This window comes from Salmonella sp. 32100201201700099SM, assembly GCF_017572645.1.
GTDB classification, from domain to species: Bacteria; Pseudomonadota; Gammaproteobacteria; order Enterobacterales; family Enterobacteriaceae; genus Salmonella; species Salmonella enterica.
Map to the genome: position 1 here is coordinate 61947 of NZ_JAGERQ010000005.1, position 13213 is coordinate 75159.

Genomic DNA, 13213 nt, shown 5'->3' on the forward strand with positions numbered 1-13213 from the left:
CTGAAGTTTGCCTTTAAGTGAAAAAATTTTGCCAATAGGTCGAACTTTTCGTTAAAGCATCAGTCATACCTATTGCCACTGCTTTTCTTTGATGTCCCCATTTTGTGGAGCCCATCAACCCCGCCATTTCGGTTCAAGGTTGGTGGGTTTTTTGTTGCCTGACGCAGAGTGACACGACATTGACGCTCCGGCGATTCGCTTTACCATCTGTAAAATCGCTTCACGCGCCAGCGGCGTTCGATCCGTTACAAAATGCAGCGTCATCCCCTCGATAAACGCATCCAGCGCGCGGGCGGTCTGTGCGTCAAACCACTGCGCCAGCGTATTCTGGCTACGCTGCATCCAGTTTTGCATGACTATTTTTAACGCTGGCTTATCGCTGGCATAGGCATATAACTGATACATTAACGCCATATTATCCGGCGTCGTAACCTGCGAGCCGTAAATCATTTCCGTTATCGCCTGGCACGCCCCCTCCGCATCCGTCACCTGCGCAAAGAAGTCCTGGTATTGACGCGACATGTTCTCGGTGAAAAGTGTAAAAGCTTCACTCAATAACGCATCCATACCGGCAAAATAGTAGGTCATCGAGCCAAGCGGCACCTGAGCGATAGCGGCGATTTTCCGGTGCGTCACGGCATGAACGCCATAGGTCTTTACCGCTTCCAGTGTGGCCTGGATTATTTTTTCCCGTCGCTTAGGATCATTGGCGCGTCTTACGGCATTTTCTTTCATGATGAGTTCCACATCTCATTCAGGATGCAGGCGATAGTAGCCTGCCGTTTACGCTGAAAAAACAGACAGTAAAAACTGTCTGCACAATGAAGTATGACGATGATATGTACAAATGTACACAAGCTTGCTAATGTTTACCTCTCGCTTCTATTTTCTGGCCTGACGCTATGACCGTCCTCTCCTCACGTAACGCCTTAAAACGCCGTACCTGGGCGCTGTTTATGTTCTTCTTTTTACCCGGACTGCTGATGGCCTCCTGGGCAACCCGAACGCCTGCTATTCGGGATATTCTTTCCGTCTCTACCGCGGAAATGGGGGCGGTCTTATTCGGGCTTTCTATCGGTTCAATGAGCGGTATTCTTTGTTCCGCCTGGCTGGTGAAACGATTTGGCACCCGGAAGGTTATTCGCACGACGATGACCTGCGCAGTAGGCGGGATGGTTATTCTTAGCGTCGCGCTGTGGTGCGCCTCGCCGCTGATTTTTGCCCTTGGATTAGCCGTTTTCGGCGCCAGTTTTGGCGCCGCCGAAGTGGCGATTAATGTCGAAGGCGCGGCAGTCGAACGCGAGCTGAATAAAACCGTTCTGCCGATGATGCATGGTTTTTACAGTTTCGGCACGCTGGCGGGCGCTGGTGTCGGCATGGCGTTAACCGCATTAAGCGTCCCGGCTAACATCCATATCATCCTCGCGGCTGCCGTGGCGATCGCGCCCATTTTCATCGCCATTCGGGCGATCCCTGACGGTACGGGTAAAAACGCATCGGAAGATGCTCACCTTCAGGAAAAAGGATTACCTTTTTATCGGGACATCCAGCTTTTGCTTATTGGCGTGGTGGTGCTGGCAATGGCATTCGCCGAAGGATCTGCGAATGACTGGCTACCGCTACTGATGGTAGACGGACACGGTTTTAGCCCAACCTCCGGCTCTCTGATCTACGCCGGTTTCACGCTTGGTATGACCGTTGGCCGCTTTACCGGCGGCTGGTTTATTGACCGCTATAGCCGGGTGACGGTTGTTCGCGCCAGCGCGTTGATGGGAGCGTTGGGCATTGGCCTGATTATTTTTGTCGATAGCGACTGGGTTGCCGGCGTCTCGGTCATTCTTTGGGGCTTAGGCGCTTCGCTCGGCTTCCCGCTGACCATTTCCGCCGCCAGCGATACCGGTCCCGACGCGCCGACGCGCGTGAGCGTTGTCGCCACGACCGGCTATCTGGCGTTTTTGGTCGGGCCGCCGCTGTTGGGCTATCTGGGAGAGCATTATGGATTACGCAGCGCCATGATGGTTGTGCTGGCGCTGGTTATTCTGGCGGCGCTGGTGGCGAAGGCCGTCGCCAAACCTGTATCGACTCCGCAACCGGTGATGGAGCATAACGCATGAGTATTAAATTAATCGCCGTCGACATGGACGGCACGTTTCTGAGCGATCAAAAAACCTATAACCGTGACCGGTTTATGGCGCAGTACCAACAAATGAAGCGGCAAGGCATTCGCTTTGTCGTGGCCAGCGGCAACCAGTATTACCAGTTAATCTCGTTCTTTCCGGAAATTGCGCACGAAATCGCTTTTGTCGCGGAAAACGGCGGCTGGGTGGTCAGCGAAGGCGAGGATATTTTTAACGGCGAGCTGACAAAAGCCGACTTCCAGGCGGTTGTCGAACACCTGCTCACACGCGCCGATGTGGAGATCATCGCCTGTGGAAAAAACAGCGCCTACACGCTGAAACGCTACGACGATGCGTTAAAAGCCGTTGCGGCAATGTATTATCATCGTCTGGAGTTTGTGGATAATTTTAATAATATCAACGATATCTTTTTCAAATTCGGCCTTAATATTACCGATGAACGGATACCGGAAGTACAGGCGGCGCTGCACGACGCCATTGGCGATATCATGGTCCCCGTTCATACTGGCTATGGCAGTATTGATTTAATAATTCCCGGCGTGCATAAAGCCAACGGCCTGCGTCTGTTACAGCAGCGCTGGGGCATTCATGATAGTGAAGTGGTGGTATTCGGCGACGGCGGCAACGATATTGAGATGCTGCGTCAGGCCGGGTTTAGTTTTGCCATGTCGCACGCCAGCGAAGCGGTCGCGGCGGCGGCGAAATACCGCGCCGGATCGAACAATCAGGAAGGCGTGCTGGATATCATCGACAGCGTATTAAACAACGAGCCGCCGTTCAACGTCTAGCGGATGCCTCTCTACGCCTGATAACAGAAAGCTTATCAGGCGTAGCCGCTCTCTCAGACTGTTTGCAAATTCCCCGTCCGCTTATCTTTTAAGAAGACCAGCATCAGCAGTAGCCAAAGAATACCGTTTGCCAGATTAAACAGGCTAAATAGCCCATTGCCGCCACTTAACCAGGCGTGTTTACTTACTTCAATGCCAACGGTAAAAATCAGCATTTGTAGCATTCCCATCGCCGCCGAGACCGTTCCTTTACTCATATCGCTGGAAAAGAGCGTCAGACGCACCAGTCCGGCATTCGCCAGCCCAATGCCAAAAGCGTATACGCTTAATCCCGCCGTCATCCATAAATAAGCATGGGATGAAACCACCGTCGCCGCCGCGGCGATGATCAGCCCCGCGACGATAGGCCAGCCGCCCATCACGATCAGCGAGCGAACCGTACGTCGGGAGGTTAAACGCGCCAACACCAGATTACCGGCAATGAGCGCGCCAAAAACGGGCACCTGCAGCAGACCATATTCATAGCTGCTGAGCTGTTCGCCGCTAATGATGATAATCGGCGACTGCGCAATCCAGGCCAACAGTGGCAGGCTGACAAATCCCAGCGCTAACGCCCCTGCGACGAACCGCCGGTTTTTTATCACCAGCCGATAATCCCGGCCCAGCGCCTTAAATGACAGCGTTTCGCCCCGCCGCGTGGCGGTCTCCGGCATTGCGCACTGTAGCCCGAAAAAGGCGATAGCGGCCAGTGCGGCAAATAAAATAAACATCCCCTCCCACGGCAGAACATGCACCCATGCAGCCCCAACCAGTGGTCCCAGTAGCGGCGCGATTAACGCCACGTTCGCCATCAGCGCGGTAATTTTTATACACACCGCTTCCTCAAAGGATTCCTGAATCGCGGCATACCCTACAGCGCCGATAAAACACAGGCTAATCCCTTGCAAAAAACGCAGGAATGTAAATTGTTCGATGTTTTTCGCCAGTAACGTCGCCAGGCAGGTGACAATAAACCACACGACGCCCGCCAGCATCACGGGACGACGGCCAATCCGGTCAGACAACGGGCCAAGCAGCCACTGTAAGAACATACCGCCCGCCAGATAAGCGGTCATGGACGTCGGAACCCAGTCCAGGCCCGCCTGATACTGCTCAACCACCGCCAGCATACCCGGCTGGATCATGTCGTTGCCAATATAAGTAGAAAACTCGTACAGCACCAGACAGAGAGGAAAAAGCAGCGCCTGACGTCCCAGCCTGCCGCCTGATTGTAAACGATTCTGCATACCATCTCTTCGCCAATAAAAACCGCGCAGAGTGTAATGAAAGTCGGGGAACTGAGATAGCGAATTATGAGGCTGCAAGGGAAATAGCGCACATTTTTACAGAAAGCCGCTTAGCGCTTGCGTACTTTAAGGTTAATTTAAGTTTGCGCCGTTATCATCGACATTATTTTATGCCATTGTCTTAAATCTCTTCATGTTGCCGCCAAATAAGACAATACTGCTTTTCCTCTCTGTTACGCTGCATTTATGCTCAGTTTGCACGGGGATGAGCTGGCTATCCCTTTTGATTTCATTGCTCCGAGCCTGGATGTTATGCTGGAAAACCTTAACAACTCGCTGTTTTATTTTATTAACGCCACGCCTGATTCCGCGCAGTGGACGATTTCGCTCGCTATCTTTATCGCCAAAGATGTCATCAACATCGTCCCGCTCTTAGCCGTGGTACTCTGGCTGTGGGGTCCCCGCGATCGGGTCTGCGCCCAGCGTCAGCTGATCGTTAAAATCGGCATCGCGCTGATTATCAGTCTGGCGGTCTCCTGGACAATGGGACACCTTTTCCCGCACGACCGTCCGTTTGTCGATCATATCGGCTATAACTTCCTGCATCATGCCGCCGATGACTCGTTCCCCAGCGATCACAGTACGGTGATTTTTACCTTTGCGCTGGCGTTTTTGTTCTGGCACCGCCTCTGGTCAGGCATCGTGATGATGGCGATAGCCATGACCATCGCCTGGTCGCGCGTCTATCTCGGCGTACACTGGCCGTTAGATATGATTGGCGCGCTGCTGGTAGCGATGCTTGGCTGCCTGAGCGCACAGCTGATCTGGCAATGGTACGGCGCGCCGCTCTACCAGGCGCTGCAACGTTGTTACCGTTTCTGTTTCGCATTGCCCATTCGAAAAGGCTGGGTACGTGACTAAATAGCGAAAAAAAGAGTAATATTAAGCGCTCTGTATGGTGCGGAGCGCTTATTTAACTCTCCAGGGGAACTATGGAAACGCGACGCGACGAGCGTATTGGTCAATTGCTGCAGGCCTTAAAACGCAGCGATAAACTTCATCTTAAAGAAGCCGCGACCCTGTTGGGCGTCTCTGAAATGACCATTCGTCGCGACCTGAACCATAAAAGCGCGCCTGTCGTATTGCTGGGCGGCTATATCGTACTGGAGCCCCGCAGCGCCAGCCATTATCTGTTAAGCGATCAAAAATCTCGTCTGGTGGAAGAAAAACGCCGAGCCGCTCAGTTGGCTGCGGGCCTGGTACAAGCGCATCAGACGGTATTTATTGACTGTGGCACCACCACGCCGTGGATCATTGAAGCCATTGATAATGACCTTCCCTTTACAGCGGTGTGCTATTCACTTAATACCTTTCTGGCGCTGCAGGACAAACCCCATTGCCGCGCCATCCTCAGCGGCGGGGAGTTTCACGCCAGCAACGCCATTTTCAAACCGCTTGATTTCCATGAAACGTTAAACAATATTTGTCCGGATATCGCGTTTTATTCCGCCGCCGGCGTTCATACCAGTAAAGGCGCTACCTGCTTTAATCTGGAAGAGCTGCCGGTAAAACATTGGGCCATGACAATGGCACAGAGCCATGTACTGGTGGTGGATCACAGTAAATTCGGCAAGGTACGTCCGGCGCGGATGGGGGAATTATCACGCTTTGATACGATTATCAGCGACCGCCGTCCCGATGAGGCCTTTGTGGCCTACGCTAAAGCGCAACAAATTACTCTGATGTATTAACCGCCCGTAGCCGGATGCGACGCGCACCCGGCAACGGAGTTATTTTACGAGAACCAACTGCCAAACCACTGATGGAGTTTCATCAGCACAAAATCCCACATCCGGCTGAAAAATCCCCCCTCCTCGACGTTTTCCATCACTATTAACGGGCGTTGCTCAATGGATTTTCCGTTAAGCTGGAAATCGATGGTGCCGACAACCTGCCCTTTCTTCAACGGCGCCGTGAGCTGTGGTTCGTTCAACGTAAAGCTGGCCTTCAGGTTTTTAAGCTGCCCACGCGGAATCGTCACAGACCCCGCATCGCCCGCCCCCAAATTGACCTCACGCTTATCGCCAAACCAGACCCGTTGCGTCACGAATGTCGCGTCAGGTTTAATCGGCGTGACCGTTTCAAAGAAACGGAAACCCCAGGTCAACAGTTTTTCTGACTCATTAAAACGAATACGGTCCGTTTTCGCCCCCAGCACGACAGAGATCAGGCGCATATCGCCCTGGGTGGCGGAGGCGACAAGGTTATATCCAGCGCCAGCCGTTGTCCCCGTTTTCATGCCGTCGACATGCAGATTGGTGCTCCACAACAGGCGGTTGCGGTTCGGTTGACGAATATTATTAAAAGTAAATTCTTTCTCTTTATGAATGGCGTATTCGTCAGGCACATCGTGAATCAAGGCCTTGCCGAGCAACGCCATATCGCGAGCGGTACTGAACTGCCCTGGCGCATCAAGACCGTGTACCGTCTGGAAGGTTGTATTGGTTAACCCCAGTCGTTTCGCATAGGCGTTCATCAGGCCGATAAAGGACTCCTGGCTTCCGGCGACGTAGTCGGCAAGCGCGATACAGGCATCATTACCTGACTGAATGATGATGCCTTTATTAAGATCCGCAACCGACACCTGATCGCCTGGCTTCAGAAACATCACCGACGACCCACGTAGCGCCGGGTTCCCCGTCGCCCAGGCATCCTTGCCCACCGTCACCATATCGGTCAGCTTGATTTTCCCTGCCTTCAGCGCCTGGCCCACCACGTAGCTGGTCATAATTTTTGTCAAACTGGCAGGGTCGAGTTTCTCATCGGCGTTGCCTTCCGCCAGTACTTTACCGCTGGCGTAATCCATTAAGATCCAGGCTCGCGCATCAACACCCGGCGGCGCGATCGTTTGTTCTTCTGCCTTTACAGGCGAAGCGAAAAGGAATAAGAGAACCGAACCTGCCGCGAGGCTACGAAGGGAAGAAGCGTATTGCGTCATAGTACCACCCGAGTATCCATTCCAAAAACACACGTCACACCACCGTGTAATAAGTGCGGTGAGTAATAACGCACTCACGACGTTAAAGAAACCGTAACTTGGTAAAGTTTTTAAAGTTTATGCAATAACATCCCGTTACGCTTCCTTCATAACGATTTTTTTACAGACCATTGTGTAAATGTTAGGTTTATCTCACGGTAGGCCGATTACTGTCATCATCCTGATAAAACAGAAGGGGTTAATATGATTACGCTGTGGGGCCGGAACAACTCGACTAATGTTAAAAAAGTGTTGTGGACGCTTGAAGAGCTGGAACTGCCATACGATCAAATTCTGGCAGGCGGAAAATTCGGCGTTAACCAGGATGCCGACTATCTGGCGATGAATCCTAATGGGCTGGTGCCGCTGCTTAAAGATGATGAAACCGACCTGCTATTGTGGGAATCCAATGCCATTGTCCGCTATCTGGCGGCGCAATACGGCCAGAACCGGCTATGGGTTGATAATCCGGCGCGGCGTGCGGAGGGCGAAAAATGGATGGACTGGGCGAATCAAACGTTAAGCCCGGCGCACCGCGTGATCCTGATGGGACTGGTCAGAACCCCGCCGGAAAAACGCGACCAGGCGGCAATTGAAGCCGGTATCGAAAAGTGTGACAGCCTGTTTGCGCTGCTTGATGATGCGCTGGCCCACCAGCCGTGGTTCTCCGGGGATAACTTTGGCACCGGCGATATCGCTATTGCGCCTTTCGTCTATAACCTGTTGAACGTGGGTCTGAAATGGACGCCGCGCCCGAATCTGGAGCGCTGGTATCAACAGCTTACCGAGCGCCCTGCTTTTCGCAAAGTGGTGATGATCCCGGTGACCTAACGCGTAGCCGCGGCCTCAAGTGAAGGACTTACCTTGAGTAACTGCCCGTCGGACTCATCGGTTAACACATATAAGTAGCCGTCAGGTCCGACACGCACATCCCGAATACGCTGCTTTCTGTCACCCAGAATACGGCCTTCTTCCGTCACCGTATTGCCATCGACGCGCATCACAATGACCTCTTTATCTTTTAGCGCGCCGATAAACAGTTTGTGCCGCCACGGCGCAAAAACGTCGCTGGCATAAAAAGCCATCCCGCTGATCGCCGGAGAATCCTTCCAGTAGTAAACCGGTTGCTCCGTTCCCTCGACAATTTCACCTTTGGCTTCCGGCACTTTCAGACCACTATAGTTGACGCCCCATGTGGCCAGCGGCCAGCCATAATTTTTGCCTTTTTCCGGGATGTTAATTTCATCGCCGCCGCGCGGACCGTGTTCATGCAGCCATAGCGCGCCGCTCCAGGGATTGATGGCCAGCCCCTGCGGATTACGAATACCGTAAGACCAGATTTCCGGACGCGCGCCCGCCTGATGCACAAACGGATTATTCGGCGGAATTTCGCCCTGCCCGGTCAGGCGCACCAGCTTACCCTGTAATTTATCCAAATCCTGCGCGGTAGCGCGCTGGTTATTTTCACCCAGGGCAATAAAAAGAAACCCTTGCGCATCGAATACCATACGTCCGCCGAAATGGTTGCCGGTAGACAGCTTAGGCATCTGGCGAAACACGGTACGAAAATGCTCCAGACGCTGAAGATCGTCGCTCAGCCGTCCAAAACCGACTGCCGTACCGGCGTTTCCTTCGCGGTCAGCTTCAGCATAGCTCAGCCAGACGCGGCGCGACTGGGCAAAGTCAGGCGCTAGCACGACGTCCAGCAAACCTCCCTGCCCGTTTGCCCACACTTTCGGTACGCCAGCCAGCGGATCGGAAAGTCCCTTCCCCGTCTGCCAGTGGCGCAGTTGTCCCCCTTTCAGGGTAATGAGCATCCCACGGTTATCCGGCAAAAAAGCCAGCGACCACGGGTGATCGAGTCGGGTTTGCAGCACCTCAACGTTCACCGGCGCAAGATTGGCGTTCGCCCATGAAGAGAAAAGAGAGAATGAAACTATCGCGAGAAGTATTCGACGCATACCGCCTCCTTCAGGGCTCTGCGTTAAAGCGTAGTCAGCATCGCAAGAGGTCGGTTTATTTTTACAAAACATTAAGCGGCGCGGTCCGGTAAAAAGGGGGAGTCGCCTCCCCCTTATTCAGACCTGTGTAAGCGGTGAATGTGCTTTCAGACTCTGAATACTCAGCGTCAAAGTTGTCAGACAGTTTTCAAGTTTATCTGCGTTGACGGCAATAAAGGTCGGACAATCATGGTGTCCGCTCATTAAACAAACGGCGGCGGCTGCAAGCGCGCCTTCGGCACGGCGCAGCGCGTTCCACTCTTCCTGATCGAGATGCAGTCCCTGCCGTAAAGCGTGATCGTGGAGCTCGCGATTCAGTTCAAAAAAATTGTCACGCAGAGTGTCACTTTCGCTGACTGACATATACCCCTTCGCTTTTCGCAATTGCAGATAAGCGGCAAGATCGATACGCGCGTTTATCAGCTTGTTGAGAAGATCGGTTCTCAGTCTGTCAACGACCATACCTTTTTTCCTCCTCTTTTCTACCAGGGTTCAACTTAATAGTATGGTCGTTTTTTAGACAAAGGGGTGTCAGAGATCAAGAATTTTCTTAGAATTGCCCTTTTTCACCTTTTGCTGACAACCACAACGGTTGATGCCGCCGCTCCCGATGAGATTGCGATACAATTTTTGTTCGGATATCTGTAGAATCCCTGCCCTGACCATTCCAATAAATGAACACTTTTTAAGCTATGAGTAATGTAACCCACCAGCCAAAGATCGGCTTCGTTTCCCTGGGCTGTCCGAAAAACCTCGTTGATTCGGAACGCATCCTGACTGAGCTGCGTACCGAAGGCTATGACGTTGTGCCACGCTATGACGATGCGGATATGGTTATCGTTAATACCTGTGGCTTTATTGACAGCGCGGTACAAGAGTCACTGGAAGCCATTGGCGAAGCGCTGAACGAAAACGGTAAGGTAATCGTCACCGGCTGCCTGGGCGCAAAAGAAGATCAGATCCGCGAAGTGCATCCGAAAGTACTGGAAATCACCGGGCCGCATAGCTATGAGCAAGTTCTGCAGCACGTACATCATTACGTACCGAAGCCGAAGCACAATCCATTTTTAAGCCTCGTACCGGAACAGGGTGTAAAACTGACGCCGCGCCATTATGCGTATCTGAAAATTTCTGAAGGCTGTAATCACCGCTGCACGTTCTGCATCATCCCGTCGATGCGCGGGGATCTGGTCAGCCGTCCGATTGGCGACGTATTAAGCGAAGCGAAACGTCTGGTTGATGCCGGGGTCAAAGAGATTCTGGTGATTTCGCAAGATACCTCCGCCTACGGCGTAGATGTGAAGCACCGCACCGGATTCCATAATGGCGAACCGGTGAAAACCAGTATGGTGAGCCTGTGCGAACAGTTATCAAAACTGGGCGTCTGGACACGTCTGCACTACGTCTACCCCTACCCACACGTTGATGATGTGATTCCGCTAATGGCGGAAGGCAAAATCCTGCCTTATCTGGACATTCCGCTGCAACATGCCAGCCCGCGGATTCTTAAACTGATGAAACGTCCTGGTTCCGTTGACCGCCAGCTGGCGCGCATTAAGCAGTGGCGCGAAATCTGCCCGGAACTGACCTTACGCTCCACCTTTATTGTCGGCTTCCCCGGCGAAACGGAAGAAGACTTCCAGATGCTGCTCGACTTCCTGAAAGAGGCGCGCCTCGATCGTGTAGGCTGCTTCAAGTACAGCCCGGTGGAAGGCGCAGGCGCGAATGAGCTGCCGGATCAGGTGCCGGAAGAGGTGAAAGAAGAGCGCTGGAACCGCTTTATGCAACTGCAACAACAAATCTCCGCTGAGCGCTTGCAGGAAAAAGTGGGCCGCGAAATTCTGGTGATCGTCGATGAGGTTGACGAAGAAGGCGCTATCGGGCGTAGCATGGCGGATGCGCCGGAAATTGACGGCGCGGTCTATTTGAACGGCGAAACCAACGTCAAGCCGGGCGATATCGTGCGCGTGAAAGTGGAAAACGCCGACGAATATGATTTGTGGGGCAGCCGGGTTTAACGCCACCTCACCCGGCGCGGGTGCCGGATGTGTTATCCCGCCTGGCGAGCCCGTTCCAGGCCCGCCAGGCGTCAACGCCACCGGGCTGGCTTACCCCTTAATCTTCGGGTCCAGCGCATCGCGCAACCCGTCGCCTAACAGGTTAAACGCCAGCACAGTCAGGAAAATCGCCACCGCCGGGAAGAGCGCTACGTGCGGCGCGATGACCATATCCGCCCGCGCTTCATTGAGCATCGCTCCCCACTCCGGCGTTGGCGGCTGCGCGCCTAATCCGAGAAATGACAGGCTTGCCGCGGAAATAATTGACGTACCGATACGCATCGTAAAGAAAACCACAATTGACGAGACCGTTCCCGGCAAGATATGGCTAAACAAAATCGTCGTGTCGCTGGCGCCGATACTGCGGGCAGACTCAATAAACGTCTGCTGTTTTAAGACCAGGGTATTTCCGCGCACCAGACGTGCAAACGCCGGAATAGAGAAAATCGCCACCGCAACGATCACATTAGCAATACCGCTGCCTAACACCGCCACAACGGCAATCGCCAGCAAAATGCCGGGGAAGGCGAACAGCACATCGCAAATGCGCATAATGAAACGATCCCACCAGCCTTCATAATATCCTGCCAGCAATCCCAACACCGTGCCGATTATCGCGCCGATAAATACCGCGAACACGCCCGCCGCCAGTGAGATCTGCGCCCCAACGAGAACCCGGCTAAAGATGTCTCTTCCCAGCGAGTCAACGCCAAACCAGTGCTGCAAAGAGGGGCCATTGTTCAGGCTATCGTAGTCAAAATAGTTTTCCGCATCGTAGGGCGTCAGCCAACGGGCAAAAATCGCCACCAGAATTAACGCCAGTACGAATCCCCCGGCGACCAACGCGACATGCTGGCGGCGAAAACGACGCCAGAACTCCCGCCACGGCGTGCGTATCTGGTCGGGTTTTACCACCGGCATAGCATGTAAAATCGCCTGACGGCGCCAGTTAAATAATCGCATCCTTACTTATACCTGATAGCCGGATTAATGGCGGCATAGAGGACATCCACCACTAAGTTGATAAGAATAAATTCCAGAGAAAACAGCAGCACTTCCGCCTGAATCACGGGGTAGTCGCGCATGTCGACGGAGTCGACCAGTAACCGCCCAAGCCCCGGCCAGTTAAACACTTTTTCGACGACGATCGATCCGCCAAGCAGAAAGCCAAATTGCAGTCCCATCATGGTGACGACCGGGATCATTGCATTGCGCAGGCCATGTTTTAACACCACCCATGTTTCACTGACGCCTTTCGCCCGCGCGGTCCTCATGTAATCCTCGCTCAGCACATCGACAAACGAGGAGCGCGTAAAACGCGCCATGACGGATGCCACCGCCGCGCCAAGCGTCAGGGAGGGTAAAATATAATGTTGCCAGCTATCCGCCCCCACGGTCGGTAGCCAGCCCAGATCCACGGAAAAAATCTGCATTAACAACATTCCCAGCGCAAAAGCCGGAAAAGAAATGCCGGTCACGGCAAGCGTCATTCCTAACCGGTCAGGCCAGCGATTACGCCACACGGCGGCGGCGATGCCGATCGCCATGCCAAACAGCACCGCCCATATCATACTGGTTATCGTCAGCCACAGCGTCGGCAAAAAGCGGCTGGCGATCTCCTCAGAAACCGGGCGGCGGGAAACCATTGACGTCCCGAAATCGCCTTGTAAAACATGGGTGATGTAACGCCAAAACTGGACATGAAGCGGCTGATCAAGTCCCAACTGCTGACGAACCAGCGCGATCACCTGCGCGTCGGCTTCCGGTCCGGCTATCAGCCGCGCCGGGTCGCCGGGCAACAAATGAACAAATAAAAACACCAACACTGCCACAATCAACAGCGTAGGAATTAATCCCAGCAGGCGCTTGAGAACATAGTTAAGCATCACACGAACCTTTTACCGGAT

General features: G+C 53.4%; 13 protein-coding genes. 6 read left to right on the forward strand and 7 right to left on the reverse strand.

Annotation, left to right across the window (positions count from 1 at the left end; genetic code table 11):
* Positions 1 to 114: 114 nt before the first annotated feature.
* Positions 115 to 735, reverse strand: coding sequence for a TetR/AcrR family transcriptional regulator (locus J4685_RS09625; protein WP_000661870.1), 621 nt, complete (start codon positions 733 to 735; stop codon positions 115 to 117).
* A gap of 167 nt (positions 736 to 902) precedes the next feature.
* Between J4685_RS09625 and J4685_RS09630 the strand changes: the two genes are divergently transcribed.
* Together J4685_RS09630 and J4685_RS09635 are read left to right on the forward strand one after the other, a co-directional pair.
* A complete protein-coding gene (locus tag J4685_RS09630) occupies positions 903 to 2114 on the forward strand; it encodes an MFS transporter (protein WP_000217418.1) in 1212 nt (403 codons plus the stop codon).
* Positions 2111 to 2926, forward strand: a complete 816-nt coding sequence (locus tag J4685_RS09635; RefSeq protein WP_000023546.1) for a Cof-type HAD-IIB family hydrolase — start codon at positions 2111 to 2113, stop codon at positions 2924 to 2926. The genes J4685_RS09630 and J4685_RS09635 overlap by 4 nt, the downstream gene beginning before the upstream one ends.
* A 53-nt stretch (positions 2927 to 2979) precedes the next feature.
* On the opposite strand, the gene J4685_RS09640 is transcribed toward J4685_RS09635, so the two are convergent.
* The gene (locus J4685_RS09640; RefSeq protein WP_001181277.1) at positions 2980 to 4212 is read right to left on the reverse strand and encodes an MFS transporter; all 1233 of its coding nucleotides are present in this window, start codon (positions 4210 to 4212) and stop codon (positions 2980 to 2982) included.
* Positions 4213 to 4524: 312 nt separating this feature from the next.
* Between J4685_RS09640 and ybjG the strand changes: the two genes are divergently transcribed.
* Both ybjG and deoR read left to right on the forward strand, forming a co-directional pair.
* Positions 4525 to 5133 (forward strand): undecaprenyl-diphosphate phosphatase, encoded by a 609-nt coding sequence (gene ybjG, locus J4685_RS09645; protein ID WP_011233093.1) that lies wholly within the window; start codon positions 4525 to 4527, stop codon positions 5131 to 5133.
* Between the two features lie 71 nt (positions 5134 to 5204).
* The gene (deoR, locus tag J4685_RS09650; RefSeq protein WP_000450106.1) at positions 5205 to 5963 is read left to right on the forward strand and encodes a DNA-binding transcriptional repressor DeoR; all 759 of its coding nucleotides are present in this window, start codon (positions 5205 to 5207) and stop codon (positions 5961 to 5963) included.
* A 44-nt stretch (positions 5964 to 6007) separates the two neighbouring features.
* Here the strand turns inward: deoR and dacC are convergent, their stop codons facing one another.
* A complete protein-coding gene (dacC, locus tag J4685_RS09655) occupies positions 6008 to 7210 on the reverse strand; it encodes a serine-type D-Ala-D-Ala carboxypeptidase (RefSeq protein ID WP_000195711.1) in 1203 nt (400 codons plus the stop codon).
* A 243-nt stretch (positions 7211 to 7453) separates the two neighbouring features.
* Between dacC and J4685_RS09660 the strand changes: the two genes are divergently transcribed.
* Complete coding sequence (locus tag J4685_RS09660; RefSeq protein WP_000631907.1) at positions 7454 to 8080, forward strand: glutathione S-transferase family protein; 627 nt, start codon at positions 7454 to 7456, stop codon at positions 8078 to 8080.
* Here the strand turns inward: J4685_RS09660 and J4685_RS09665 are convergent.
* Entirely contained in the window at positions 8077 to 9210 is a 1134-nt protein-coding gene (locus J4685_RS09665) for a PQQ-dependent sugar dehydrogenase (protein WP_001252733.1), read from the reverse strand. The genes J4685_RS09660 and J4685_RS09665 overlap by 4 nt on opposite strands.
* Before the next feature lie 117 nt (positions 9211 to 9327).
* Positions 9328 to 9711: a biofilm formation regulator BssR gene (gene bssR, locus J4685_RS09670; RefSeq protein WP_000259651.1), complete on the reverse strand. Its 384-nt coding sequence runs from the start codon at positions 9709 to 9711 to the stop codon at positions 9328 to 9330.
* A 230-nt stretch (positions 9712 to 9941) separates the two neighbouring features.
* Here bssR and rimO point away from each other — a divergent pair, with 230 nt between their 5' ends.
* Entirely contained in the window at positions 9942 to 11267 is a 1326-nt protein-coding gene (gene rimO / locus J4685_RS09675; RefSeq protein ID WP_000073317.1) for a 30S ribosomal protein S12 methylthiotransferase RimO, read from the forward strand.
* A gap of 90 nt (positions 11268 to 11357) precedes the next feature.
* Here the strand turns inward: rimO and gsiD are convergent, their stop codons facing one another.
* Both gsiD and gsiC read right to left on the reverse strand, forming a co-directional pair.
* Positions 11358 to 12269, reverse strand: a complete 912-nt coding sequence (gene gsiD / locus J4685_RS09680; protein ID WP_001236024.1) for a glutathione ABC transporter permease GsiD — start codon at positions 12267 to 12269, stop codon at positions 11358 to 11360.
* Positions 12270 to 12271: 2 nt separating this feature from the next.
* Entirely contained in the window at positions 12272 to 13192 is a 921-nt protein-coding gene (gene gsiC / locus J4685_RS09685) for a glutathione ABC transporter permease GsiC (RefSeq protein WP_000936067.1), read from the reverse strand.
* Between the last annotated feature and the right edge of the window lie 21 nt (positions 13193 to 13213).